At 71.1% G+C, this 24,397-nt stretch carries 23 protein-coding genes; 10 read left to right on the plus strand and 13 right to left on the minus strand.

Features of this window, described 5'->3' with window-relative positions; all coding sequences use genetic code 11:
• Positions 1 to 82: 82 nt before the first annotated feature.
• From pcp to BCF44_RS25135, 3 genes are read right to left on the minus strand one after another with little or no spacing between them, the layout of a single operon-like run.
• The gene (gene pcp / locus BCF44_RS25125) at positions 83 to 724 is read right to left on the minus strand and encodes a pyroglutamyl-peptidase I (RefSeq protein ID WP_116176798.1); all 642 of its coding nucleotides are present in this window, start codon (positions 722 to 724) and stop codon (positions 83 to 85) included.
• The gene (locus tag BCF44_RS25130; protein WP_116176799.1) at positions 724 to 1,689 is read right to left on the minus strand and encodes a DUF979 domain-containing protein; all 966 of its coding nucleotides are present in this window, start codon (positions 1,687 to 1,689) and stop codon (positions 724 to 726) included. The genes pcp and BCF44_RS25130 overlap by 1 nt, the downstream gene beginning before the upstream one ends.
• Positions 1,686 to 2,369 (minus strand): DUF969 domain-containing protein, encoded by a 684-nt coding sequence (locus BCF44_RS25135; RefSeq protein WP_116176800.1) that lies wholly within the window; start codon positions 2,367 to 2,369, stop codon positions 1,686 to 1,688. The genes BCF44_RS25130 and BCF44_RS25135 overlap by 4 nt, the downstream gene beginning before the upstream one ends.
• 238 nt (positions 2,370 to 2,607) lie before the next feature.
• Here BCF44_RS25135 and BCF44_RS25140 point away from each other — a divergent pair, with 238 nt between their 5' ends.
• Entirely contained in the window at positions 2,608 to 3,432 is an 825-nt protein-coding gene (locus tag BCF44_RS25140) for a S1 family peptidase (RefSeq protein ID WP_379800992.1), read from the plus strand.
• Between the two features lie 5 nt (positions 3,433 to 3,437).
• On the opposite strand, the gene BCF44_RS25145 is transcribed toward BCF44_RS25140, so the two are convergent.
• Both BCF44_RS25145 and araD read right to left on the minus strand, forming a co-directional pair.
• Complete coding sequence (locus tag BCF44_RS25145; protein ID WP_342775641.1) at positions 3,438 to 4,424, minus strand: LacI family DNA-binding transcriptional regulator; 987 nt, start codon at positions 4,422 to 4,424, stop codon at positions 3,438 to 3,440.
• Between the two features lie 44 nt (positions 4,425 to 4,468).
• A complete protein-coding gene (araD, locus tag BCF44_RS25150) occupies positions 4,469 to 6,175 on the minus strand; it encodes an L-arabinonate dehydratase (RefSeq protein ID WP_116176802.1) in 1,707 nt (568 codons plus the stop codon).
• A 304-nt stretch (positions 6,176 to 6,479) separates the two neighbouring features.
• Between araD and BCF44_RS25155 the strand changes: the two genes are divergently transcribed.
• The gene (locus BCF44_RS25155; RefSeq protein WP_116176803.1) at positions 6,480 to 8,582 is read left to right on the plus strand and encodes a diguanylate cyclase; all 2,103 of its coding nucleotides are present in this window, start codon (positions 6,480 to 6,482) and stop codon (positions 8,580 to 8,582) included.
• A 1-nt stretch (position 8,583) separates the two neighbouring features.
• On the opposite strand, the gene BCF44_RS25160 is transcribed toward BCF44_RS25155, so the two are convergent.
• The 7 genes from BCF44_RS25160 to BCF44_RS25190 form a co-directional block, all read right to left on the minus strand.
• On the minus strand, positions 8,584 to 9,795 hold the full coding sequence (locus tag BCF44_RS25160; RefSeq protein ID WP_116176804.1) for an MAB_1171c family putative transporter: 1,212 nt from the start codon (positions 9,793 to 9,795) through the stop codon (positions 8,584 to 8,586).
• On the minus strand, positions 9,792 to 10,346 hold the full coding sequence (locus BCF44_RS25165; protein WP_170217725.1) for a hypothetical protein: 555 nt from the start codon (positions 10,344 to 10,346) through the stop codon (positions 9,792 to 9,794). Before BCF44_RS25165 ends, BCF44_RS25160 begins: the two co-directional genes overlap by 4 nt.
• A gap of 4 nt (positions 10,347 to 10,350) precedes the next feature.
• Positions 10,351 to 11,061 carry a helix-turn-helix domain-containing protein gene (locus BCF44_RS25170; RefSeq protein ID WP_211353208.1) on the minus strand — a complete coding sequence of 237 codons (711 nt, stop codon included), beginning with the start codon at positions 11,059 to 11,061 and terminating at the stop codon, positions 10,351 to 10,353.
• Positions 11,062 to 11,291: 230 nt separating this feature from the next.
• A complete protein-coding gene (locus tag BCF44_RS25175; RefSeq protein ID WP_116176806.1) occupies positions 11,292 to 11,948 on the minus strand; it encodes a thiaminase II/PqqC family protein in 657 nt (218 codons plus the stop codon).
• Entirely contained in the window at positions 11,945 to 13,351 is a 1,407-nt protein-coding gene (locus BCF44_RS25180) for a cytosine permease (RefSeq protein ID WP_170217726.1), read from the minus strand. The genes BCF44_RS25175 and BCF44_RS25180 overlap by 4 nt, the downstream gene beginning before the upstream one ends.
• Positions 13,352 to 13,510: 159 nt before the next feature.
• Positions 13,511 to 14,518, minus strand: coding sequence for a helix-turn-helix domain-containing protein (locus tag BCF44_RS25185; RefSeq protein ID WP_116176808.1), 1,008 nt, complete (start codon positions 14,516 to 14,518; stop codon positions 13,511 to 13,513).
• A complete protein-coding gene (locus tag BCF44_RS25190) occupies positions 14,515 to 15,657 on the minus strand; it encodes an MFS transporter (protein ID WP_116176809.1) in 1,143 nt (380 codons plus the stop codon). The genes BCF44_RS25185 and BCF44_RS25190 overlap by 4 nt, the downstream gene beginning before the upstream one ends.
• Positions 15,658 to 15,756: 99 nt before the next feature.
• On the opposite strand from BCF44_RS25190, the gene BCF44_RS25195 reads away from it, so the two are divergent.
• A complete protein-coding gene (locus tag BCF44_RS25195; RefSeq protein WP_116176810.1) occupies positions 15,757 to 16,698 on the plus strand; it encodes an alpha/beta hydrolase in 942 nt (313 codons plus the stop codon).
• Positions 16,695 to 17,636, plus strand: a complete 942-nt coding sequence (locus tag BCF44_RS25200) for an alpha/beta hydrolase (protein WP_116176811.1) — start codon at positions 16,695 to 16,697, stop codon at positions 17,634 to 17,636. The genes BCF44_RS25195 and BCF44_RS25200 overlap by 4 nt, the downstream gene beginning before the upstream one ends.
• Before the next feature lie 78 nt (positions 17,637 to 17,714).
• On the opposite strand, the gene BCF44_RS25205 is transcribed toward BCF44_RS25200, so the two are convergent.
• Entirely contained in the window at positions 17,715 to 18,116 is a 402-nt protein-coding gene (locus tag BCF44_RS25205) for a hypothetical protein (protein WP_116176812.1), read from the minus strand.
• Between the two features lie 200 nt (positions 18,117 to 18,316).
• Here BCF44_RS25205 and BCF44_RS25210 point away from each other — a divergent pair, with 200 nt between their 5' ends.
• The 6 genes from BCF44_RS25210 to BCF44_RS25235 are packed head-to-tail and all read left to right on the plus strand — an operon-like array spanning position 18,317 to position 24,373.
• Positions 18,317 to 19,768, plus strand: coding sequence for a purine-cytosine permease family protein (locus tag BCF44_RS25210; RefSeq protein WP_116176813.1), 1,452 nt, complete (start codon positions 18,317 to 18,319; stop codon positions 19,766 to 19,768).
• Positions 19,765 to 20,298: a cysteine hydrolase family protein gene (locus tag BCF44_RS25215; RefSeq protein ID WP_116176814.1), complete on the plus strand. Its 534-nt coding sequence runs from the start codon at positions 19,765 to 19,767 to the stop codon at positions 20,296 to 20,298. Before BCF44_RS25210 ends, BCF44_RS25215 begins: the two co-directional genes overlap by 4 nt.
• Positions 20,286 to 20,990, plus strand: a complete 705-nt coding sequence (locus BCF44_RS25220; RefSeq protein WP_116176815.1) for a GntR family transcriptional regulator — start codon at positions 20,286 to 20,288, stop codon at positions 20,988 to 20,990. The genes BCF44_RS25215 and BCF44_RS25220 overlap by 13 nt, the downstream gene beginning before the upstream one ends.
• 50 nt (positions 20,991 to 21,040) lie before the next feature.
• Complete coding sequence (locus BCF44_RS25225) at positions 21,041 to 21,970, plus strand: ADP-ribosylglycohydrolase family protein (protein ID WP_116176912.1); 930 nt, start codon at positions 21,041 to 21,043, stop codon at positions 21,968 to 21,970.
• Positions 21,967 to 22,890 (plus strand): PfkB family carbohydrate kinase, encoded by a 924-nt coding sequence (locus tag BCF44_RS25230; RefSeq protein WP_116176913.1) that lies wholly within the window; start codon positions 21,967 to 21,969, stop codon positions 22,888 to 22,890. Before BCF44_RS25225 ends, BCF44_RS25230 begins: the two co-directional genes overlap by 4 nt.
• Positions 22,877 to 24,373 (plus strand): CoA transferase, encoded by a 1,497-nt coding sequence (locus BCF44_RS25235; protein WP_116176816.1) that lies wholly within the window; start codon positions 22,877 to 22,879, stop codon positions 24,371 to 24,373. Before BCF44_RS25230 ends, BCF44_RS25235 begins: the two co-directional genes overlap by 14 nt.
• Positions 24,374 to 24,397 lie beyond the last annotated feature (24 nt).

A 24,397-nucleotide genomic window follows, 5' to 3' on the forward strand; every position in this document is an offset into this window, starting at 1 on the left:
CCTTGTCGAGACGGGCGGTGCTTCCCATCACACAAGGACTCGACAAAAGGGCGCAAGACGTCGAAAGACTACTTGACAGCCGTCAGTGCAGGGTGCCGGCGGAGACCCGAAGGTCATCGGAGGTTTTCAGGCAGGTCTCCACGAACACCGCCAGCCCGGCGGCGATGGTCTCCACCGGCAGCGAGGGCCGGGAAGCCCCGGCGGCGGCGGTCATCTCCGCGCTGTACGGCACGTGCACGAAGCCGCCGCGCATCCCCGGCCTCTCGGTGGCGATCAGGTGCATCAGCCCGTAGAACACGTGGTTGCAGACGAAGGTGCCGGCGGTGTGCGACACGGCGGCCGGCACGCCGGCGGCCCGCATCGCCGCCACCCCGGCCTTGATCGGCAGACCGGTGAAGTACGCGGCCGGGCCGCCGTCGACGATCGGCTCGTCGACCGGCGACCGGCCGCTGTTGTCGGGGATCCGCGCGTCGTTCAGGTTGATCGCCACCCGCTCCGGCGTGATCACGTCCCGGCCGCCGGCCAGCCCGACCGCGATCACCAGGTCCGGCCGGTGCGCCACGACCGCCTGCCGCAGCACGGCGATCGACTCGTCGAACACGCAGGGCAGGAGCTGCGTGACCAGTTCCGCGCCGGACACCTCCACCAGGGACACCGCGTCCCACGACGGGTTGGCGTCGTCCCCGGCGAACGGCTCGAAACCGGTCAGCAGCACCGTGCTCATCAGAATCCCATCAGGTACATGATCGCTATGTTGCACACCAGCAGCGGCCCCGCCGTCGGCAGCTGCGCCTTGATGGGCCCGTACCGGTCCTTCATCTCCAGCAGCACCGCCGGCACGATGTTGAAGTTCGCCGCCATCGGTGTGCACAGCGTGCCACAGAAGCCGGCGAGCATGCCCACCGCGAATACGATCGCCGGGTTGCCGTGGAAGCCCTGGATCAGCACCGGCCAGCCGACCGCGGCGGTCATCACCGGGAACGCGGCGAACGCGTTGCCCATGATGATGGTGAACAGCGCCATGCCCAGGCAGTAGACGATCACGGCCAGCAGCAGCGATCCCTTGGGCAGCACGCCGGAGACGATCGTGCCCACGGCCGTGCCGACGCCGGAGGTGGCGAACACCAGCCCCAGCACGGCGAGCATCTGCGGCAGCACCACGGCCCAGCCGATGGAGTGGAGCAGCCGGGTGCCCTCGGTCAGCGGCAGGCTCAGCTTGAGGCCGCCGGCCGGCCGCAGCATCACCAGGCCGACGACGCCGGCGACGATCGCGCCCACGCCGAGCCCGGTCAGTGTCGCGGTTCCGCTGGCCAGCAACGGTTTCCCGCCGACGGTGACCGACGCGAGCATGGTGCCGAAGATCAGCGCCACCAGCGGGATCATCAGCGCCGGCACGAAGAGCTTGCCGCGCAACACGTTCGCGGCGTTGATCCGCTCGGCCTGCGAGGTGGTGGCGATCTCGGCCTTGCCCAGGGCGCCGAAGCCGGCCAGCCCGGCGATGACGATCACCGCGACGCCCAGCGGCCACGCCGCGGCCGTCTTGTGCACGACGAAGGTCGAGTAGCAGAAGGAGAGCCCCAGCAGCGCCCAGAACGCGGCGCCGCCGTACTGCGCGCGGCGGTAGCTGAAACCCGCGCCGACGAGGAAGAACAGGCCGCACAGCCAGTAGAGCCACTCGGCGTCGATCATCGCGCGGCCACCTCCACGGTCGTGCGGGCGAGGGTGCGGTCCAGCCACAGCAGGCGGGCGCCGTGGATGAGGTATGCGCACACGGCGGTCGGGATGGCCCACACCGCGATCTGGAGTGGGTCGAGCTTGAGGTGGTAGGTGGAGTCGACGAGGCTGGTGATCAGCAGAATCGAGCCCACGGCGAGGAAGATGTCCTCGCCGAAGAACAGGCCGACGGTGTCCGAACTCGCGGAGAACGCCTTCACCCGTTCGATCTGAGCGTCCGACAGTTCCCCGTGCCGGCGCAGCGCGGCGGCCAGCGCCATGGGGGAGATGAGCGGGCGCACGGTCTGGGCGGGGCCGCACATGCCGGTCAGGCCGAGCGCGGAGGTGCCCTGGCGGATCAGCATGTACGCCGCGAGCAGCCGGCCGGTGGTCAGCGCGCGGAGCTTGCCGATCAGCCGTGCGGCCTGCTGCTGGAGGCCGTAGCGTTCGAGCAGTCCGATGGCCGGCAGTGTGATGACGTAGATGGTGACGGAGCGGTTGCTCGCGAAGCCGGTGCCGAAGGTGTCCAGGATGGCGACCGGATTGAGGCCGCCGAGCAGGGCCGTGACGATGCCGGAGACGGTGACGACCAGCATCGGGTTGAGCCGCAGCGCGAAGCCGAGCACCACCAGGGCGACGCCGATGAGGACGACCATGTGACCTCCTTCACGGGATGGGGGTCCCGGAAGCGTAGGTCTTGTTCAACAATCCTACAAGATGGCACTACTGCGGGTAGTTGCCGCCGAATGGCCGTCTGAACGGCGTTAACCGTCACTGGCCTGGGTGAAACGTCCGACTTTCGGCGGGTACCGACCCGTGTGCCGAACCGGTCAACTGTGTCTTCGACTGCTACACCGTGTCACCTGTCCTGCTGCCACGGAAGGAATCCCTGCCATGCGCAATCCCAGGCGAATGTCACGGCTGGGCACCTTGATCGGCGCCCTGCTCGTGTCCACGGCGCTGACGGCTCCGGCGGCCACCGCCGCCCCGTCCGCGATCGACTTCTCCGGCACCGTCGCTCTCAGCAACTGCTCCGGCTCCCTGGTCAAACTGGCCGGCGCCCCGACCTCCGGCGCGGCCCTGGTGCTGACCAACGGCCACTGTTACGAGGGCGGTTTCCTCAACCCCGGCCAGGTTCTGGTCAACAAGTCGTCCAGCCGGTCGTTCACCCTGCTGAGCCCGAGCGGCGGCAACCTGGGCACGCTGCGGGCCACCAAGGTCGCCTACGCGACCATGACCGACACCGACATGACGCTGTACCAGCTCAACACCACCTACGACGCGATCAAGTCGCGGTACAACATCAGCCCGCTGGAGATCTCCTCGGCGCACCCGACCGCCGGCACGGCGATCAAGGTCGTCTCCGGGTACTGGAAGAAGATCTACAGCTGCAACATCGACGGGTTCGTGTACCGGCTCAAGGAGTCCGACTGGACCTGGAAGGACTCGATCCGCTACACGTCCACCTGCAACACCATCGGCGGCACCTCGGGCTCGCCGATCGAGGACCCGAGCGGCAAGCTCATCGGCATCAACAACACCGGCAACGAGAACGGCGAGCAGTGCACGCTGGACAACCCTTGTGAGGTCGACCAGAACGGCAACGTCACCGTCCACGAGGGAACGAACTACGGCGAGGAGACCTACCTGCTGGCCGGCTGCATGACCGGCAGCACGGTCAACCTCAACCTCGCCGGTTGTGCGTTGCCCAAGCCGTAGCGGGACTACGCCGGCGGCGCCGTGGTCGCGCGCACGATGAGCTGGGTGTCCAGCTCGTCCTGCCGCACCTCGGCGTCCCGGTTGGCCAGTCGGTCCAGCAACAGGTCCACCGCGAGCCGCCCGGCCGGCACCACCGGCATCGCCACCGTGGTCAGCGGCGGCTGGCACAGCGCCCCGAACATGAGGTCGTCGAAGCCGGTCAGCGACACGTCGTCCGGCACGCGCACGCCGCGATCCCGCAGCCGCGCCAGCACACCCAGCGCCATGATGTCGTTGTACGCCACGATCGCCGTGACGTTCTCGGCCATCGCGAGATCGGCCGCCTGGAGGCCGCCCTCGTAGCGCGGCGGGAACGGGCCCATGTCCACCAGGTCGACATCGTGGCGCTGCACGGCGATCCGCAGCCCGCGGCGACGCTCCTTGTTGGACCACGAGGTGCGCGGCCCGTTCAGATAGGCGATCCGGTGATGCCCCAGCGCCACCAGGTGGTCGATCACCTGCCGCAGCCCGGAGCCGGAGTTCATCAGCGCCGCCGGCACCCCGCGCATGCGCCGGTTCAGCAGCACCAGGGTGGTGGACTCGGCCAGCTCCCGCACCTGCTGCTCGTCGATGCCCGGCGAGCACAGGATGACGCCGTCGACCTGCTTGGCCATCGCGCGTACCAGCTGCTCCTCGGCCGCCGGGTCCTCGTCGCTGTCGGCGACGAACACCGCGTGGCTGGCCAGCCGGGCCTGGTTCTGCACGCCCTTGAGCACCCCGGTGAAGAACGGGTTGTTCAGGTCGGGCACCACGATGCCGATGTTGCCGGTCTTGCCGGTGATCAGACCGCGGGCCGCGAGATTGGGCTGGTAGCCCAGATCGGCCGCGACCGCGAGCACCCGTTCCCTGGTGGTCGCGCGGACCAGGTCGGGCGATGTGAGCGCGCGCGACACCGTGGCGACCGACACCTGGGCCTGCCGCGCGACATCGCGGATGGTCACCGCCACCGACATGCACCTGCCTTCCTGGGCAACCGGAACTGTACGGGATCTTCGGCTCAGGTCGCGTCGGGTTCCGGCGTGCGACCCGGTTCGGCGAGGAAGTCGAAGTCGCAGCCGAGGTCGGCCTGCTGGATGTGCCGGCTGAACATGGCCCCGTAGCCCCGGGTGTAGCGCGGCGGCGGGGGCGTCCAGGCGGCCCGCCGGCGGGCCAGTTCGGCGTCGTCCACATGCATGTGCAAAAGCCGTTTCGGGACGTCCAGAGTGACCATGTCACCGTTTCGGAGCAATGCCAGCGGGCCACCCGCGTGCGACTCCGGTGCAACATGCAATACGCAAGTCCCGTAACTGGTGCCGCTCATTCGCGCGTCGGAAATCCGTACCACATCGCGCACGCCCGCGCGCAGCAGCTTTTTCGGGATGGGCAGCATTCCGTGCTCCGGTATGCCCGGGCCGCCCAGCGGCCCGGCGCCGCGCAGCACCAGCACGGAATCGGCGGTGACGTCCAGGTCCTCGTCGTCGATGCGGCGCTGGAGGTCGCCGTAACCGTCGAAGACGATCGCCGGGCCGGTGTGGCTGAGCAGCTCCGGGCGGGCGGCGATCGGCTTGATCACGGCCCCGTCCGGGGCCAGGTTGCCGCGCAGCACGGCGAGTCCGCCGTCGGCGGCGAGCGGGTTGTCCAGCGGCCGGATCACCTCGTCGTTGAAGACTTCCGCGCCGTCCAGGGTTTCGCCGAACGTCGCGCCGGACGCCGTCGGGCGGTCCAGGTGCAGCCGGTCGCGCAGCCGGGCGAGCAGGCCGCGCAGACCTCCGGCGTAGTAGAAGTCCTCCATCAGGAACCGGCCGCTGGGCCGGATGTCGGCCAGCACCGGCACGGTGCGGGAGGCCTCGTCGAAGTCATCGGGAGTGATCTTCACGCCGCTGCGGTTGGCCATCGCCACCAGGTGGATGACGGCGTTGGTGGAGCCGCCCAGCGCCAGCACGGTGGTGATCGCGTCCCGATAGGACCGCTCGTCCAGGATGTCCGAGGGTTTCAGGTCCTCCCTGACCATTTCGACGATCCGCATGCCGCTGGCGGCGGCCATCCGCTCGTGGCCGGAGTCCACGGCGGGGATGGACGCCGCGCCCGGCAGCGTCATGCCGAGCACCTCGGCCACCGACGTCATCGTGGACGCCGTGCCCATGGTCATGCAGTGGCCGGGGGAGCGGGCCAGGCCCTCCTCGAGCTCGCCCCACTGCCGGTCGTCGACCAGGCCGGCGCGGCGGTCGTCCCAGTACTTCCACATGTCGCTGCCGCTGCCGAGCACCTGGCCGCGCCAGTTTCCGCGCAGCATCGGCCCGGCCGGCACGAAGATCGCCGGCAGGTCCATGCTCGCCGCGCCCATCAGCAGCGCCGGCGTGGTCTTGTCGCAGCCGCCCATCAGCACCGCGCCGTCGACCGGGTAGGAGCGCAGCAGCTCCTCGGTCTCCATCGACAGCAGGTTGCGGTACAGCATCGCGGTGGGCTTCTGGAACGTCTCGCCGCCCATCGAGCCGGCCGGCAGCTCGACCGGGTAGCCGCCGGCCTGCCAGACGCCCCGCTTGACCGCCTCGGCGCGTTCCCGCAGGTGGCTGTGGCAGGGGTTGAGCTCGGTCCACGTGTTGACGATCGCGATGACGGGTTTGCCCAGGTGCTCGGGGCCGCCGATGCCCAGCTGGCGGGTCCGGGTCCGGTGGCTGAAAGCGCGCACCCCGTCGCCCTCGTACCACCGTTGACTGCGCAACATCCGTTGCCTCCTCACTCGCACTGGACACCGTCATTGAAAACGTTTACTGTGTGTTTCAGCAACCAGGGTACGCCCCAGGGAGCGGATAGACCCCGGTGTGGGTTGACATGCGCGGCGGCTTCGTCAACCCACACCGGCCCCGCCCTTTCGCACAAGCTGTCTAACCCTCGGAAATGCGTTGTGCTCTTTCGTCACCGGTGTTTGGCACGGCCGTCCCACCGTTATCCCCTATCCTGAGCGCTACGAGATCGGGATGGACACGGTGACTGATCCGTCGGCCAATTCCGGATGAGAGGGTGCTTGTATGGGCGCGAGGGGTCCGCGTACCGAGAACGACCGGTTGTGGATCGGTTATCTGTCGGCAGGCGCAGTGGTGATGTTCGCCTACTACCTCGTGCCGCCGGTGGGGGCCGGCGCCGGCATCAGAATCACCCTCTACTGCCTGCTCAGCGCGTCCGCGGCCGTGATGGTGCTGTACGGCGTCTTCCGCCACCGGCCGCGGCCCCGGCTGCCGTGGCTGCTGCTGGGCCTGAGCCAGGTCGTCTACGCCGCCGCCGACACCAGCTTCTACGTCGCGCACTACGCGTTCGGCAACCTCGACTACCCGGGCGTCGCCGACCCGCTCTACGTCGCGCACTACCCGCTCGTGGTCGCCGGCCTGATGATGTTGATCCGCCGCCGCACGCCCGGCCGCGACCTGCCCGGCGTGATCGACGCGGCCGTGATCAGCGTCGGCGCCGCGATGCTGTCCTGGGTCTACCTGATCGCCCCCAACGCCCGGCTGGACGCGCCGGTCGTGGTGAAGGCGTTCTCCCTCGCGTACCCGGTCCTCGACCTGCTGATGCTCACGGTGGCGCTGCGGCTGATCCTGGGCGGCGGCCGCCGGCCGGGCTCGTTCTGGCTGCTGACGTTCAACATGCTGGCCTTCGTCGCCGCCGACACCATGTACGTGGCGCAGCAGCTGGCCGGCACCTACGAGACCGGCAACTTCCTGGACGCCATCTGGCTGGCCGGCAACCTGGCGCTGGGCGCCGCCGCGCTGCATCCGACGATGGCTCGACTCACAGATCCGTCCCCGGTGCGGGACGCCGGCATCGGGCCGGCGCGCATCGCCGCGCTGACCGGGGCGGCGCTGATCGCCCCGGTCACGCTGTACGTCCAGAGCGCGCGCGGCGACCTGCGCGACATCCCGGTGATCGCGCTCGCCTGCGCGCTGCTGTTCGGCCTGACGATCGCTCGACTTGCCGGGCTGGTGTCCGACCAGCGCCGGCTGGCCATCACCGACGCCTTGACCGGCCTGCACACCCGGCGGTTCTTCGAGGCGCAGCTGCCGATCGAGGTGGCGCGGGCGCGGCGGGCCGGCGGCTCCCTGGCCGTGTTCATCGTGGACGTCGATCACTTCAAGTCCATCAACGACCGCTACGGACACCCCGCAGGCGACCAGGCGCTGATCGAGATCGCCGCCCGGCTGCGCGGCGCCGCCCGCGGCGGCGACGTGCTCGCCCGCTACGGCGGCGAGGAGTTCGCGCTGCTGGTGCCGGAGGCGGCGCTGAGCGAGCTGTCCACCATCGCCGAACGCCTGCGCATGCGGGTGGCCAGCAGCCCGGTGGCGTTGTCCGAGGACACCTGGATCGCCGTGACGGTGTCGGTCGGCGCGGCGTGCTTCCCGCTGCACGGGGACAGCCCGAACGAGCTCGTCGCCACCGCCGACCGCGCCATGTACGTGGCCAAGGCGCGCGGCCGGGACCAGGTGGTCGTCGGCGAGGCCGTGGCGACCAGCACCGCCGTGGTCACCGACCACACCGCGATGATCGACTACCTCAGTCACGTCGCCGACGAGGTCGACGCCCTGCTGCACGCCAACGAGCACAGCCTGGCCATCAGCCGGTGGGCGCTCACCCTCGTCACCGCGCTCGGCCAGGACGAGGCCACCGCCCGCAACGCCGAGCTGGCCGGCCGGCTGCACGACATCGGCAAGATCGTCATCCCGGAGGCGGTGCTGACCAAGCCGACTGCGCTCACCGAGGACGAGTGGCGGCTGGTCCGCCAGCACCCCGAGTACGGCTACCGGCTGGCCCGGATGGTGCCCGGCTTCGGCGTGGTGGCCGACATCATCCGCCAGCACCACGAGCGCTACGACGGCACCGGCTACCCGTCCCGGTTGGTGGGCAACGGGATCCGCGTCGAGGCCCGGGTGCTGTCGGTGTGCGACTCGTGGGCGGCGATGCTCGTCGACCGGCCGTACCAGCCGGCGCTGACCGTGGACGCCGCCGCCGAGCAGCTCCGGCAGGGCCGCGGCACCCAGTTCGACCCGGACGTCGTGGACCTGTTCCTGGACCTGCTGCGCCGGGGCCAGGTCGGCGACCTGAAGAAGCCCACCGAGCTGACCCCCGAGCAGTGGAGCTGAGCTAGACCAACGCTTCCTCGGTGACGGCTGCCGTCACGACGGGGCTGCTCAGCGCGGCGGCGACGGCGACCAGCCACTGCCGCTCGTCGTCGATGTCGAAGGTCTCGAACGTCGACACCGGCGTCGGGACGGGGTCGGTGGGCGGCGACGTCCGCGCGGTCCAGGCGGCGAGGGCGACCGTGAGGTGGGCGGCCTCCTGGGCGGCGGCGATGGCCCGGTCCGACAGCCCGGACGCCCGGCCACGCCGCTCGACGGCCGCCGCCAGCGCCGGATCGCGGTAGCGGTTCAGCCGCCACATCCAGTCCGAGATTTCGACCATCCGCCAGCGCAGCCGACGCCGCGTGCTGAACCGGTCGCGCAGGCCGCGGTGGGGGTGCACGGCGGCGGGCTCGATCGGCCGGAGCATCCGCCACAGCGGCCGCAGCCGGTGGAACGCGACGATGCCGGCCACGCCGCCGGCGATGCGCTGGTGCAGCGAAGGGATCCGCGGCCCCCACTGGGCGATGCTGACCGCGACGATGAACCCCGGCATGCCGAGCATGGTGACGACCGGTGCGACGACGCCGCCCCAGAACGTGAGGTCCACGCGGTACCAGGCGCCGACGATCGACATCAGGATGAGCACGGTGGCCAGGGCCATGAACACCGGCGCGGTCCCGCACAGCACCAGCGCCCAGCGCAGCCAGACCTTGTCCCGGGGCACCACGGTCGCGCCGTGGAAGGAGCGGAACGCGAACGACAGCGCGCCGGCCAGGTAGGTGAGGTTGAAGAACACCAGCAGCGTCGCGATGTGCGGATTGGTCGCGAAGTCGACGTAGAAGTGGTGCGACTGCGGCAGTCTCGGCGTCGTGGCGAAGATCGCCCACAGCAGCGCCAGGATGATCGCCAGCCCGCACAGCACGCGGATGGTGCGCCGCCGGGCCTTGTCCCACGGCAGCACCCAGTTGGCGACCATCACCTGCGCGCAGGCCAGCATGCCCAGCGCGAGAGTGTAGATGACCAGGGTGCTGGTGTTGGGCACGCCGAGCGCGGCATCCAGGCCGTCGGCGACGCTCGGCACGTGCAGCACGAACGAGAACGCGGTGCAGCCGGCGCCGAGGCACAGCGGCAACAGCGTCCGTCGGCCCTCCTTGGGGGCCTTCACCAACGCCGGCAGCTTGTAGAGCACGATCGCCGTGGCGCACAGGACCATGCCGATGAAACCGAACGTCATCCGAGGTCGCCGGGGGAGAAGCCGAACATGTAGTACGTGCGCACGAGCCGGCTGTCGGTGTCGGACAGGTCCAGCCCCATCGCGTGGATCCGGTCCTCCAGCTGCGCGGTCAGCTCGTCGAACAGCCGCCCGCCGACCTCCTCGGCGTCGGCCTCGTCGACACTGTCCACTGTGGTCCGATTGATGGCCATCAGCCGCAGTGTCTCCGGCGAGAGGTTCGGGTAGAGCGCCCGCAGGGATTCCGGCGACATCAGCTTCACGGGCTGGTGCCCGCACAGGATGTGCCCGATCTCGTGCAGCATGATCGTGAGCTGGTGCAGCGGGCTGCGCACCGGCGACAAGATGATCGCGTGCGCGCCGGTGACGTCGGTGGCCCACATGCCGGTGATGCCGTCGGCCAGCGGCGCCACCCGGTAGCTGACCGGCTGGCCGAGACGGGCCGCGACGGCGTCGCACAGTTTGCGGTACACGTCGTCGACGGTGTCGGCCGCCCCGAGGTCGAGGCCCTTCACGAAGTCGGCGCAGAGCTTGCGGATAGCCCGTCGTCGCATGCCGTCAGCGGCCTCCGTCGCGGTCCGGACCAGCACCGTCGTCACCGCGCGTCTCCCGGTCGGTGTAGTCGAAGGCGTTGGCCAGCGCGGTCATCAGCGTTTCGCGGGAGATGTCCTGCTCGCTGGCCCGCAGCACCACGGTGTGCAGGCCCAGGCTCGCCACCAGGGCCAGCTCCTTGAGTTCCTTGACGACGTTGCCGGCGTACTCCTCGTCGAGGAAGTAGGCGGGCCGGGTGCCGAACGCCTTGGCCAGCGCCAGCAGGTGGATCAGCGACGGGTCGGCGTTGGCGCCACTGCGGTAGTCGGCCAGCGTGTGCGGGGACATCGTCCACGGGCCGCAGTCGATCCGCTCGCCGTGCTCGCGGATCCGGCCGATGATCTCCGTCGGCCCGAGCGGCGGCTTGCCCAGCGGGTGCACGAGCTCGCACAGCTGGGTGAGCCGCTCGGCGAACGGGGTCACCGGCAGCGAGCCCGGCGTGCGCTCGCGGTCGCCGCCGACGAAGTGCCTGGGGTGCACGCCGAAGTGCTCGGCCAGCGCGAGCACCAGCGTCAGCGACGGGTTGACCTTCTTGCCGCTGCGCAGCTGGCCGATGTAGGAGTGGCCGACGCCGACCGCGGCGGCGATCTCCACGTTGGTGTGCGGGCGGCCGTCGGGGCGCGGCGACCGGCAGAGCTCCTCCAGCACCTCGGCGAACGTCCGCTCGTGCTCCGCCACCTCTCACCCCCCGTCCCGCTCCCGTTGTACCAGATTGCCTCGGCGGCCCCGGCATGGCGGCATCGTGGTTGACATGGAGTGGATCTCCTCTAAGCTGCGATCAGGCGGGTTCCACCGGTATGCATCGTTCTGGGGTTGAGATGGCATTCTGGTGCAATCGGGTGACGCGTCGGACCTCGGGAGCCGTGTGACCGTCACAAGAGGGGAGTGACGGTCACACGCGGCTCCGGTCAGGCCAGCTCGGCCAGGGTGTTCCAGAACATCAGCTCGTAGCTCTGGATGAGCCGGCCGTACTCGAAGGCGGCCTCGGTGCCGCGGCCGGCGTCCAGGCCGGCCTGCACGGCGGCGATCGCCGGCTCGTCGCCGTCCGGGGCGGGGGCGGCGAAGAAGTCGAAGAACGAGCATCCCTCGTCGTCGAAGCCGTAGTGCTGGCGCAGGCCGGTGGCGACCGCCTGGCAGTAGTTGCCCCAGGCCGAGAAGTTGGCCACCACGGCCAGGGTCACGTCGGTCGGCTCGCCGTTGAGCGCCAGCCAGGCCAGATAGGACGGATACGCCTGGCAGCCGGCCATCGGCTTGTAGTCGGCCAGCGCCTGCTCGTCCAGGCCCGAGGCGGCGGCGAACTTGCGCAGGTTGTCCAGCGCCAGCCCCTCGCCGGCGGCCAGCCCGGAGAAGAAGGCGCCGGCGGCGGGGTCGGCGCACCGCGAGGCCAGCACCAGGAAGCTGCGCCAGTCGCTGACGATGATCCGGTGCTGCTCGGCGGCCAGCGCGGCGATCGCCGTGCGCGAGGCCTTGCCCTCGGCGATCAGCGGCACCAGGCGGTTCTCGTGCTCGCCCGGTGCCAGTTCGGTCCTGGCCTTCGTCAGCAGTTCGCGTGCCGATGCGGTCATCGCTGCGGGGTCTCCTCGGTGATGGGCTCAGTCGGCTGTCGGAGCCGCCGGCTGAAGCCCAGCACGACCGCGGCGTTCGGCGTCCGAGCGGCGACGGCGGCCAGTGCAGCGTAGATCAACCCGGCCAGCAGCCAGGTCTCGACCGGCACGATGCCGGCGCTCGGCGCGGCGTCCTGACCCGGCAGCAGGCCCAGGCCCCACGCGCCGAACGCGACCGCCAGCACCACCGCGACCAGCCCGGGCCAGTTCGCCAGCGCCGACTCGCGCCAGGTCGGGATCTCGTCCACCCGCCGCCGGCGCAGCAGGAACTGGTCCACGCACATCACGACGGTGGTGCTCGGCAGCGCGATCGACGACCAGCTGGCCACCGTGTAGAAGCCGTTCTGCACGTCCGGGAACTGCCAGGTGAACACCGCGGCGATCACCGCCATCAGCAGGCAGGTGTGCCAGCGCTTCCAGCCCGGGACGGTGCCGAGCACGTTCTGGCCGCCGTTGACCATCTCGTAGTAGTTGCCGTCGTTGATCGCGACGATCAGCACCGTGGCCACGATGCCGCCCAGCCACAGCGCCCCGAACAGCGAGTACTCGACGGTGTAGTGGAACGCCGGCCCGAAGTCGTACTGGCCGGCCCCGGACAGCTGAGCCATCATCCAGCCGCCGGCCACGAACAGCACCAGGCCCACCGCGAAGGCGATGCCGAACGCCGGCGCCGGCCACAGGAACTTCGGCTTGCCGTAGCGCCAGGTGTCGGGCTCGTTGCCCCACATCACCGAGCCGATCGCGACCCCGACACCGGTCAGGAACGGCAACTCGGAGGTCGGCTTGGGGCGGGCGTTCAGGGCGTCGTCCGGGATGGTGCCGATGCCCTTGACCACGAGGTACAGCACCCAGACGATCATCAGCGGCGCGGCCACCCAGCGGGCGAACGCGGTGATTCCCTTGAAGCCGAACAGGTTGTTGGCGATGCCGAGCACCGCCAGCACGACGCTGATCACCACCACGTGGCCCCAGCCGTACAGGCCGTCGAACAGCGTCGCCAGCAGGTTGAACGCGAACGCCGTCCAGCCCGCGGCCACGCCGATCAGCAGCAGGCTGACCAGCGCGGAGCCGATCTTGCCGAGGATGGAGCGGGTGAGCAGGGCGTGCGTCTGGCCGGTGGTGGAGCCCAGGTAGGCCGCCGGCAGCGCGTACAGGAAGTACGCCACCGCGCCGATCGCGCCGGCGGCGACCGCCTGGAGCAGTGAGTAGCCGGCGTCGTGGTACTGGAAACCCAGGAACAGATAGGTGAAGCCGGCGGCGAGCGTCACCCACAGCGCGACGAAGTGGTACGGGGACCGGCGCTCATCGGCCGGCACGATGCCGGCGGCCCCCGTCGAGTAGTCGTGATCCGTCGAGTCAGCCACCAACGCGCCCTCTCCCCGTGCCCACAGTGCTGGGAAAGCTACTACACGCAGCGTGAGGACCGTCCCGTCGGCAGGCCCAAGGCTCTTAACCCGAGCGGCGCAAAGTTGATCACAGTGGGAAGCGGGACCGTCGGTTTGTACCCCCGAACGGGTTGTGTGTCAGGAATCCCGGAGCCGGCGCAGCGCCAAAGCGAGGGTCAGGCGGAAGCGGCCGCCGGGGGAGTGCACGTCGAAACCGAGCGTCGCCTCGGCGCGGGCCAGCCGGCCGGCGACCGAGCTGTGGTGCCGGTGCACCAGCGCCGCCGCCTTGCGCACCGAGTCCGTCGCGACGACCGCGGTGAGCAGGTCGAGGGTGTCCTGGCCGCCCGGCTCGGCGGCGAGCCGGTCCAGCGCCGCGAGGTCAGGGACGTCGCCGACCCCGTCCGCGGGCAGCCGCTGGGCGATCGGCCCGAGCGCGCCGAGGCTGTCCCATTCGACGGTGTCGATCACGCCCGGCGCCGCGAACCGCACCGCCACCGTCGCCGCCCGCCACGACTCCGGGGCCCGCATGGCCGGCACCATCGGGCCGACGCCGATCGTGTGTCCGGTTGGGACGATCGTTTCGGCCGGCGCCAGCACCGCGTGCTGGCTGCCGATCGCCGCCTGCGGGCCCGGGGGATCCGGCAGGGCGTGCGGCGTCGCCAGCACGCGGATCGGCGTGAGCGGGGAGAAACCCAGCAGGTGCAGCGCCCGCGACCGCTCGGCGTCGCCGGCCGACGCGCTGACCGCCAGCTCCAGCAGCGCCGGATCGTCCAGACCGGACAACCGGGCCCGCGTCTCGTTCAGCAGCACGGACGCCGCGATCGCGAACCGCTCCAGCACGATCTCGTCCAGCGGCAGCGGCTCGCCCGCCCGCTCCAGCCACACCCGGCCGCCGCCGTCCAGCTCGCGGCTCACGGCCGGCGGCGGGGCCTCGGCCAGCGACACGCCGGCGGCATCCGCACGCAGCCAGACGCCGGTCTCCGGCACGCTCAGGCCGGCCGGGCATTCCGCCAGCTGCGCCGTGCTGGCCACCAGCCGCTCCAGGCCGGCGTGCTGGGCCACCAGCACGTCGAAGAAGCTGATCACCCGCACCGCGCTGGCCGCGTCGGAATCCAACGCGGACAGTCGCAGCAGCAGGCCCTTCACGGCGTCGACAGTACCGGCGTGCGCCGCCGGGCGAAGAGAATCAGGCCGACGACCGCGACCGCCGTGGGGAACGCGCCGGAGATGATCACGATCGCCTGCGGCGGCAGCTCGCCCCAGGGCGTGCCCGCGAAGTACGCGACGAGCGAACAGGCGTTGGCCACGCCCGACCACCGCGCCCAGGCCTGCCCCTGCTGGGTCTCCGGGACCTGCTCGTGGATCAGCAGGCGGACCGTCGTGCTGACCGTGCCGTTGCCGAGGCCGCCCAGCACGAACGCCGCCGCGATGGCCGGGGCGAACGGGATCGCGCCGGCCAGCAGGATGCCCAGCGCGCAGGTCAGGCCGCCGAGCAGCAGCAACAGCGGCCGGTGCGCGGCGAACCGCCGGCGGCCGGTCAGCAGCGCGCCCGCGAGGCTGCCGACCGGCCAGCACGCGAGCAGCAGGCCGTACGCGATGTCGTTGCCGTGCAGGACCTCACGCAGGTAGAAGATGCCGGCGACGCCTTCGAGGCAGACGCCGAGGATGATCGCCGCCATCACCGGGGCCAGCAGGCGCAGCAGCGGCGTCAGCACGAGCGGATCGCCCGGGCCCTTCCGCCGCGGCCTCGGCACGGGCGGCGTCGTGGCGACCGCGATGCCCGCCAGGACCAGGAACGACAGGCCGTCGCCGAGCAGCAGCGGCGTGCTGCCGGCGACCGCGTAGACGAGGCCGCCCAGCGCCGGGCCGATGATGTTGGACAGCGAGTTCGACGCCGTCGCGACGCCGTTCACCCACGACACCCGGTCCTCGCCGGCGGTGGCGTTGAGCAGCTTGAAGCCGACCGAGCCGCCGAGCGTGCCCATCGTCGCGCCGACGGCCACCGCCAGCACCCGCAGCGGGAAGTCGTTCACCACCCCGGCCAGGGTGAAGGTCGCCGCCTGCACGACCAGGCAGGCCAGCCAGGTCCGGCGCGGATCCAGCCGGTCCGCCTGCCGCCCCAGCCACTTGGCCAGCAGCGCCGGCGGCAGCATGCCGGCCAGGTACACCAGCGCCACCGCCCACGGCTCGGGGCGGTGCGCGGCGTCCAGCACCAGGCCGAACACCGCGACGTTGTCGCCGACCCTGGACACGATCAAGCCGACGAGCAGCAGAACGACCCCCATCGGGCGAGGCTATCGGCCAGCCAGTTGGCGGGTCAGGCCATTTGTTCCGGCGACATGTGGCGGGTGCACGGGCCGCGCCGCCACGGCAGGCTTCATGTCATGACCTACGCCTTCGATCCCGAACTGCTCCCGTGGCTGGCGATGCTGCCCCAGGGCTTGACCATCGAGGACGTCGACGCCGCCCGCGGGCGGATGGCCGAGATGGCCGGGCGGTTCCTGGCGTACGAGCCGAAGAACCCGGTCACCGTCGAGGAGAAGCTCATTCCCGGCCCGGCCGGCGCCCCCGAGGTGCGGGTCCGCGTCTACACGCCGACGAGCGTCGCCGGCCCGCGGCCTGCCTTCGTCTCCATCCACGGCGGTGGGTTCGTGCTCGGCGACCTCGACATCGACGCCCCCGGCTGCTTCGAGATCGCCGACGAGATCGGCGCGGTCGTGGTGTCGGTGGACTACCGGTTGGCTCCGGAGCACCCGTATCCGGCGGGGTTGGAGGACTGCTACGCGGCGCTGGAGTGGACCGCCGCCAAGGCGTCCGAGCTCGGCGTCGACCCGGCGCGCATCGCCATCGGCGGCTCCAGCGCCGGCGGCGGCCTGACCGCCGGCCTCGCACTGCTCGCCCGTGACCGCGGCGGGCCGGCGGTGGCGTTCCAGTACCTCGGGATTCCCGAGCTGGACGACCGGCTCGAGACGCCGTCGATGACCCGGTTCGTGGACACGCCGATGTGGAACCGGCCCAACGCGGTGCTCAGCTGGAAGTACTACCTCGGCGGTTCGCCGGCCGACCAGTACGCGGCTCCGTCACGTGCCTCTGATTTGTCGGGCTTGCCGCCGGCGTACGTGTCGGTGTGCGAGTTCGATCCGCTGCGGGACGAGGGCCTGCTCTATGCGACCCGGCTCATCCAGGCCGGCGTGCCGACCGAGCTGCACCACTTCCCGGGCACCTTCCACGGCTCCAGTGCGGTGGTCAGCGCCGCCGTCAGCAAGCGCATGGCCGCCGAGCGCGTCGACGCCGTTCGCCGTGGCCTGCAAGGAGGAAAGTCATGACGTACGCGATCGACCCCGAGCTCCAGCAGTGGCTGCCGATGCTGCCGGCGATCAGCCTCGAGAACATGCCGGCGATCCGGGCGATGATGAACGACCCGCAGGTGCGGGCGCAGTCGTTCCAGATGCCGACGTACGAGCCGGCGACGCCGGTGACCGTCGAGGAGCGGCTCATCCCCGGCCCGGCCGGAGCCCCGGAGGTGCGGGTCCGTGTCTATACGCCGACCGGTGTCCCCGGGCCGCTGCCGGGTTTCGTCAGCATTCACGGCGGCGGCTTCGTCGTCGGCGACCTGGACCAGGACGTGCCGATCGCGACCCGGATCGCCGCCGAGGCCGCCGCGGTCGTGGTGTCGGTCGACTACCGGTTGGCGCCGGAGCATCCGTATCCGGCCGGGTTGGAGGACTGCTACGCGGCGTTGGAGTGGACCGCCGCCAAGGCGTCCGAGCTCGGCGTCGACTCCTCCCGTATCGGCATCGGGGGCGTCAGCGCCGGCGGTGGACTGGCCGCCGCCCTCGCGCTGCTGGCGCGGGACCGGGGCGGGCCGGCGGTGTGCTTCCAGTTCCTGGCGATTCCGGAGCTGGACGACCGGCTGGAGACGCCGTCGATGACCCGGTTCGTGGACACGCCGATGTGGAACCGGCCCAACGCGGTGCTCAGCTGGAAGTACTACCTCGGCGGTCAGCTGGCCGACCAGTACGCCGCTCCGTCACGTGCCGAGGACCTGTCGGGTCTGCCGCCGGCGTACGTGTCGGTGTGTGAGTTCGATCCGCTGCGCGACGAGGGCCTGGCCTATGCGACCCGGCTCATCCAGGCCGGCGTGCCGACCGAGCTGCACCTGTTCCCGGGCACCTTCCACGGTTCCGAGCTGGTGGCGACCGCCGCCGTCAGCCAGCGGATGTCGGCGGAGTCCGTCGCCGCCATCCGCCGCGCCCTCTCCTGACCCCCGCTCTATGCAGGGAAGGACGCCTTACCCTCGTCCAACGCGGGTAAGGCGTCCTTCCCTGCATCCGGTGGCCTCTCACGGACCGATGTGGCAGGTGTCGGCGCCCTGCGGCTTGGCGGTGGCCCGCACGACCACGTCGCCGTCCATCAGGATCGTGCACCGCACCTGGTTGTCGGTGTTGTTGTGGTGCAGGGTGATCCCGATTTTGTCGAGGCGCAGGCTCGTTACGGTGAACGTCTTCGACCACGGCAGCGCGGTGTTCGCGGCGACGTCGGTCGACCGGCCGGTGCTCGGGTCTAGGTAGCTGTAGGTCAGCCGGCCGAGGTCGGGCTTTCCGTCGAGCGCCTCGACCCGGTACTCGAACGTGAACGGGTTGTTGGACGCCGTGGTGGTCGTGGTGGCGGCCGGCCGCGTCGGAGCGGGGGCCGGGCTGCACGCCGCCAGCGCGCCGACGGCCGCCGCGGCGGAAAGGGACATGACGAACCGGTTCGAGGTCCCCCCTTGTTTCGACACGGGCCATCTTGCCGCAATCGGTGTCAAGCGGTCGAAAGGGATTGATCTCCGGTCCGGAGAGGGGCAATGGTCCGCCGGCCGAGGATGCCTGTTGCCGGTCGGCGGGGGTGGGCGTAGGGTCCGGGCGACTGGACAGGTCTGGACAGGATCAGAGGAGTCAGCCGATGCCCGGTGGAGACTCGGTCGCCCCGCTCCAGGTGGAGGCCAACGGCATCAACGTGATCGGCGACGACGAGCGCAAGGGCACGCCGAGACAGCTGTTCTGGCCCTGGTTCGGGGCCAACGTGTCGGTGCTGGGCCTGAGCTACGGCTCGTTCACGCTCGGCTTCGGCATCTCGTTCTGGCAGGCGGCGATCGCCGGCCTGGTCGGCATCGTGTTCTCGTTCCTGCTCTGCGGCTTCGTCGCGGTGGCGGGCAAGCGCGGCTCGGCCCCGACGATGATCCTGAGCCGGGCGGCGTTCGGTGTGCGCGGCAACTGGGTCGCGACGGCGATCTCCTGGGTGCTGACCGTCGGCTGGGAGACCGTGCTGACGGTGCTGGCCACGCTGGCCACGGCGACGGTGTTCACGCAGCTGGGCTGGGGCGGCGGCGCGCCCGTGAAGATCATCGCGCTGGTGGTGGTCGCCGTGCTGACCATCGGCGGCGGCGTGATGGGCTTCGACCTGATCATGCGCATGCAGACCGTCATCACGATCGTCACGGCGGTGCTGACGGCGGTGTTCATCGCCTTCGTGATCCCGCACATCGACTGGGCCAAGGTCTCGGCGATCCCGGCCGGCTCGACGGCGAGCGTGATCGGCGCGCTGGTGTTCCTGATGACCGGCTTCGGCCTGGGCTGGGTGAACGCGGCCGCGGACTACTCCCGCTACCTGCCGCGGAGCACGTCCAGCCGCGCGGTGATCGGCTGGACCACGTTCGGCTCGGCGCTGGCCCCGGTGGTGCTGCTGATCATGGGCCTGCTGCTGGCCGGCTCGTCGCCGGACCTGAACAAGGCCATCGCCGCCGACCCGATCGGCGCGCTGGCCAGCGTGCTGCCCACCTGGTACCTCGTGCCGTTCGTGATCGTGGCGGTGCTCGGCCTGGTCGGCGGCGCGGTGCTGAACATCTACTCCTCCGGCCTCGCGCTGCTGGCCGCCGGCCTGAAGGCGCCGCGCTTCGCGGCCGCCCTGATCGACGGCACGATCATCATCCTCGGCACCATCTACGTGGCCTTCTTCGCGGACGACTTCCTCGGGCCGTTCCAGGGCTTCCTGATCACCCTGGGCACACCGATCGCCGCCTGGTGCGGCGTGATGCTGGCGGACATCGCCTCCCGCCGCGGCGGCTACGCCGAGGCCGACCTGTACGACCCGAAGGGCCGCTACGGCAGCGTCCGCTGGCTGGCGGTCGGCGTCGTGCTGGTGTCCACTGTGGTCGGTTGGGGCCTGGTCACCAACACGTACGCGGACTGGTTGTCCTGGCAGGGATATCTCCTCGGCCCGCTGGGCCTCGGCGGCCGCGACGGGTCATGGGCGGCGGCGAACCTGGGCGTGCTGGCGGCGCTGGTGATCGCCTTCGTCGTCACCTGGGCGTCGCAGCGGTCCCGGGTGCGGGCGCAGGAGCTGGTGACCGTATGAGGTCGCACCTGGCCGTGATCGACATGCAGAACGTGTTCGCGGACCCGGCCAGCCAGTGGTGCACGCCGGGCTTCGCGGACATCGTCGAACCGGTCCAGAAGCTGGTCGCGGCGTTCCGGGACGTCACGTTCACGCGGTTCGTCGCGCCGGCCAAGCCGGTGGGCGCGTGGCGGCTGTACTACCAGCGCTGGCCGTTCGCGCTGCAACCGCCGCACGCCGAGATCTACCAGCTGGTGGACGGCTTTCACGGGGCCACAGTGGACGAGATCACCTTCGGCAAGTGGGGACCGGCGCTGGCCCGGCGGGTCGGCGACGCGGATGTGCTGGTGCTGGCCGGTGTGGCGACGGACTGCTGCGTGCTGTCGACGGCGTTGGCCGCGGCGGACGCCGGTGTGGTGACGTGGATCGTCGCGGACGCCTGCGCCGGCATGGACGACGAGGCGCACGAACGGGCGCTGGCGATCGCCCGCGGCTACTCGCCGCACATCGAGGTCAAGAGCCTGGACGAGGTGTTGTCGTGCTGCGCCTGAAGTACGAGCAGATCGCCGACCAGCTCGCCAAGGACATCCGCCGCGGTCGGCTGCCGCGCGGCGCGCGGCTGCCCGGCGAGCACGTGCTGGCCAACCGGTTCGCCGTCAGCCGCAACACGATCCGGCAGGCGCTGGCCGAACTGGGCAGCCGCGGCCTGATCGCCACCCACTCCGGCAAGGGATCCTTCGTCACCTTCGACGGCCGCCCGCTGGACGACCGGATCGGCTGGACGCGGGCGCTGGCCGAGCAGGGTGTGCACACCGCCGTCGAGGTGATCCGGCTGGAGCTGGTCGGCGATCCCGACCTGGCCGAGCGGTGCGGCGTCGAGAGCGACGAGTTCGTCGCCGTGGACCGGGTCCGGTCGATCGTCGGCGGCCCGGCGATCTCGTTCGAGTGCACCAGGGTCGCGGCCCGTGGCCGGCTGCGCGACCTGCCCGGGTCCGGTCTGGACGGTTCGCTGTACGACGTGTTGCGCGCCGAGGGGCTGCTGCCCGAACAGGGGGAGGAGTGGGTCGAGTTGGGGCAGATCACGGAGGTGGAGGCGGCGGTGCTCTCGCGCGCGCCGGGGGAGCGCTTCCTACGCGCCCGCCGGTTGTGCCGGGATCGCAACGGCATCTTCGTGGAGCACACGGAGAGCCTGCTCGACCCGGACCGGTTCCGGCTGCACCTGCGCTTCGGTGGCGCGGAGTGAGCCGCGCGCTGGCCGCGTTCACCGGACTGGCCATCGGCGACGCGCTCGGCATGCCGACCCAGTCGATGCCCCGGGAGGCCATCCAGTCCCGGTACGGGGTGCTCACCGGCTTCGAACCCGGCCCGGACGACCAGCCGATCGCGCCGGGCATGGCCGCCGGCTCGATCACCGACGACACCGAGCAGGCGGTGCTGGTGGCCGGGCTGCTGATCGCCGGTGACGGCCACGTCGACCCGCGCCGGCTCGCCGCGGATCTCCTCGCGTGGGAAGAGGACATGCGCCGGCGGGGCTCGCTGGACCTGCTCGGACCGTCGACGAAGGCCGCGGTGAGCGCGGTCGCGGCGGGCGAGAGCCTGGAACGCGCCGGCCGCTTCGGCACGACCAACGGGGCCGCGATGCGAATCACCCCTGTCGGCATCGCGTACGACGCCGACGACCTACCGTCCCTTGTGGACGCCGTGGTCGAGGCGAGTTGGGTCACGCACAACACCGGCGTCGCGCTGGCCGGCGCCGCGGCGGTCGCGGCGGCGGTGAGCGCCGGCATCGCCGGCGCGGATGTCCGCGAGGCGACGAAGGTCGCGGCCGAGGCCGCGAGATTGGCTTCCGGCAGGGGAAACTGGGTTGCCGCCGGCGATGTCGGCACGCGGCTGGCCTGGGCCAGTGAGCTCGTGGAGGGGTTGCCGCCGGGCGAGGCCGCCGAGACGATCTACCGGCTGGTCGGCACGAGCGTGGCCACCCAGGAGTCCGTGCCGGCGGCTTTTGCCGTGCTGGCGGTGCATCCCGACGATCCGTGGCGGGCCGGCCTGCTTGCCGCGTCGCTCGGCGGCGACTGCGACACGATCGCGGCGATGGCCGGCGCGATCGCCGGCGCGTGCCACGGCGACGACGCGTTCCCCGACGAGGCGGTGCGCACGATCCACGCGGTCAACGACCTCCCGTTGGCCGGTCTGACCGCGGAACTGCTGGCGCTGCGCGGATGAGCCGCCTGGTGCACGTCGGGCAGGTGATCGTCGACATCGTGATGTACGTGCCGCACCTGCCCGAACGCGGCGGCGACGTGGTCGCGGCCGACGGCGGCACCGAGGTCGGCGGCGGCTTCAACGTGCTCGTGGCGGCCGCACGGCAGGGCCTGACCGCCGCGTACGGCGGCATGCACGGCGTCGGGGCGTTCGGCGACCTGGCCCGCAAACGTTTGGCGCAGGAGCGGATCGATGTCCTGCAGCCGAAGATGTCCACTATGGACACCGGCGTGACCGTGGCGCTGGTGGACGCCGACGGCGAGCGAACGTTTGCGACCACCTTCGGTGCCGAGGGGCAGCTGCGCGTCAACGACCTGGCGCGGATTCGGCTGTTCCCGGACGACATCGTCTACGTCTCGGGCTACGGGCTCGCGCTGCCGGTGAACGGCCCGGCTGTGTGCTCGTGGCTGTCCACAGTGGATCCCGGAATCGCCGTCGTGCTGGATCCGGGGCCGCTTGCCGCGGAGATCCCGGAGAGCGTGCTGAAACCGGTGCTCGACCGGGCCGACTGGATCAGCTGCAACGAGCGCGAGGCCCGACTGCTGACCGGCGAGGACGATCCGGCCACGGCAGCCAGCGCCATGAGGCGGCGCAACGCGATCGTGCGCATCGGCGCGGGCGGCTGCGTGCTGGCCACCACCGACGGCGTGACGACGGTGCCGGGCTTTCCGGCACAGGCGGTGGACACCAACGGGGCCGGCGACGCGCACACCGGGGTGTTCATCGCCGGTCTGGCGGCGGGGCTGCCGGCGACAGAGGCGGCGAAACGGGCGAACGCGGCGGCAGCGATCGCCGTCACCCGACGGGGACCGGCTTCCGCGCCTACGATCGAGGAGGTGCAGAAGCTGCTGAGCGAGGAGACTGGGGATGTCGCTAGCTGACAAGGTTCTGGCTGACAAGGTTGCTGGGGCGGTCGCGAATCCGCTGACCACCGACGAGTTCGACCCGCACGCCGAACTCGCCGATGTGCTGGCCGGCATCGGCATGAGCCCGGAGGACACCGGCGGCGAGATCACCTTCGTCGGCGCGGACCCGGTCGTGCCGAGCACCCTGCGCCTCGGCGGCGCGGCCGCGATCGCGCTGGTCGCCAAGTCGGCCGCGATGGCCAAGCTGTGGCGGCTGCGCGGCGGCGACGGCCAGGACATCTCCGTCGACCTGCGGGTCACCCCGCACCGGCTCTGCCCGTTCTACGACCGCAAGTGGGAGAGGCTCAACGGCCACGTGCCGGTCACGGCGGCCAATCCCACCAACGCCTTCGGGTTCGGCTTCTACCGCACCGCCGACGACCGCTGGGTGATGCCGCTCAACCCGTACCCGAAGATCAAGGTCGCCGCGCAGAAGCTGCTGGACGTGCCGGACGATGCCGAGCGGGTGGCGCAGGCGGTGTCCAAATGGGACGCACGCGAGCTGGAGGCGGCGGCCATCGAGGCCGGCGTCGTGCTGCCGATGCTGCGCTCCACCAACGAGTTCCTCGCCGAGGACACGGGCATCACCGACCTGCCGCTGATCGAGATCACCCGGATCGGCGACTCCGAGCCCGAACCGCTCGGCAACGGCGAGCTGCAGCAGATCGATCAGCCGTTGGCGGGGATCCGCGCGCTCGGCATGGGGCACGTGATCGCCGGCGCCGGGGCCGGCCGTGCGCTCGCGCTGCACGGGGCCGACGTGCTGAACCTGTGGCGGGTCAACGAGTTGGAGCACGACGTCACCTACATCACCGCGAACGTCGGCACGCGGTCGGCGACGATCGACCCCTACCAGGACCAGGCGCTGGTCGCGGGCCTCCTTCAAGACGCCGATGTGTTCTACGCCAACCGAAGGCCCGGCTACCTGGAGCAGATCGGCGTCTCCGCCGAGCAGGCGGCGCAGGCGCGGCCGGGCATCGTGCACGTGACGGCGTCCCTGAACGGGGAACGCGGCCCGTGGGCGGGCCGGGTCGGCTTCGACCAGACCGCCGGCAGCCTCGTCGGCATGATGAACCTGGAGGGCGACGGCACGAAGCCCGCGCTGCCGCCGATCCTCGTCGTCAACGACTACATCGTGTCCTGGCTCATGGCCGCCGGCGCGGCCGAGGCCCTGGCCCGGCGGGCCGTGCAAGGCGGCAGCTACCGAGTGCACGTGTCGCTGACGAGGGCGGCACTGTGGATCCTCAGCATGGGCGTGTTCGACAAGTCCTACGCGGCGGAAACGGCGGGAAGCGCCGAGCGGCACCGGTATCTGGACCCGGAAACGTTCACTGTGGACACTCCGCTGGGCGAGTACCAGGGCGTGACCGAGCAGGTGCGGATGTCGCGGACGCCGGGCCGGTACGCGGTGCCGCTGGTGCCGCGCGGCTCGTCGAAGCCGGTCTGGCTGAACAAATAGGTTGCCGGGGGCCTTAGCCTCGGG

Origin of the sequence: Kutzneria buriramensis, assembly GCF_003387475.1 — a bacterium.
Lineage (GTDB): Bacteria > Actinomycetota > Actinomycetes > Mycobacteriales > Pseudonocardiaceae > Kutzneria > Kutzneria buriramensis.

Bases quoted from the DNA above. Each gene is read 5' to 3' on its own strand.
- pcp (WP_116176798.1), bottom strand. From the start codon at position 724: ATGAGCACGGTGCTGCTGACCGGTTTCGAGCCGTTCGCCGGGGACGAC.
- BCF44_RS25130 (WP_116176799.1), bottom strand. From the start codon at position 1,689: ATGATCGACGCCGAGTGGCTCTACTGGCTGTGCGGCCTGTTCTTCCTC.
- BCF44_RS25135 (WP_116176800.1), bottom strand. From the start codon at position 2,369: ATGGTCGTCCTCATCGGCGTCGCCCTGGTGGTGCTCGGCTTCGCGCTG.
- BCF44_RS25140 (WP_379800992.1), top strand. From the start codon at position 2,608: ATGCGCAATCCCAGGCGAATGTCACGGCTGGGCACCTTGATCGGCGCC.
- BCF44_RS25145 (WP_342775641.1), bottom strand. From the start codon at position 4,424: ATGTCGGTGGCGGTGACCATCCGCGATGTCGCGCGGCAGGCCCAGGTG.
- araD (WP_116176802.1), bottom strand. From the start codon at position 6,175: ATGTTGCGCAGTCAACGGTGGTACGAGGGCGACGGGGTGCGCGCTTTC.
- BCF44_RS25155 (WP_116176803.1), top strand. From the start codon at position 6,480: ATGGGCGCGAGGGGTCCGCGTACCGAGAACGACCGGTTGTGGATCGGT.
- BCF44_RS25160 (WP_116176804.1), bottom strand. From the start codon at position 9,795: ATGACGTTCGGTTTCATCGGCATGGTCCTGTGCGCCACGGCGATCGTG.
- BCF44_RS25165 (WP_170217725.1), bottom strand. From the start codon at position 10,346: ATGCGACGACGGGCTATCCGCAAGCTCTGCGCCGACTTCGTGAAGGGC.
- BCF44_RS25175 (WP_116176806.1), bottom strand. From the start codon at position 11,948: ATGACCGCATCGGCACGCGAACTGCTGACGAAGGCCAGGACCGAACTG.
- BCF44_RS25190 (WP_116176809.1), bottom strand. From the start codon at position 15,657: ATGGGGGTCGTTCTGCTGCTCGTCGGCTTGATCGTGTCCAGGGTCGGC.
- BCF44_RS25195 (WP_116176810.1), top strand. From the start codon at position 15,757: ATGACCTACGCCTTCGATCCCGAACTGCTCCCGTGGCTGGCGATGCTG.
- BCF44_RS25200 (WP_116176811.1), top strand. From the start codon at position 16,695: ATGACGTACGCGATCGACCCCGAGCTCCAGCAGTGGCTGCCGATGCTG.
- BCF44_RS25205 (WP_116176812.1), bottom strand. From the start codon at position 18,116: ATGTCCCTTTCCGCCGCGGCGGCCGTCGGCGCGCTGGCGGCGTGCAGC.
- BCF44_RS25210 (WP_116176813.1), top strand. From the start codon at position 18,317: ATGCCCGGTGGAGACTCGGTCGCCCCGCTCCAGGTGGAGGCCAACGGC.
- BCF44_RS25215 (WP_116176814.1), top strand. From the start codon at position 19,765: ATGAGGTCGCACCTGGCCGTGATCGACATGCAGAACGTGTTCGCGGAC.
- BCF44_RS25225 (WP_116176912.1), top strand. From the start codon at position 21,041: ATGCCGACCCAGTCGATGCCCCGGGAGGCCATCCAGTCCCGGTACGGG.
- BCF44_RS25230 (WP_116176913.1), top strand. From the start codon at position 21,967: ATGAGCCGCCTGGTGCACGTCGGGCAGGTGATCGTCGACATCGTGATG.
- BCF44_RS25235 (WP_116176816.1), top strand. From the start codon at position 22,877: ATGTCGCTAGCTGACAAGGTTCTGGCTGACAAGGTTGCTGGGGCGGTC.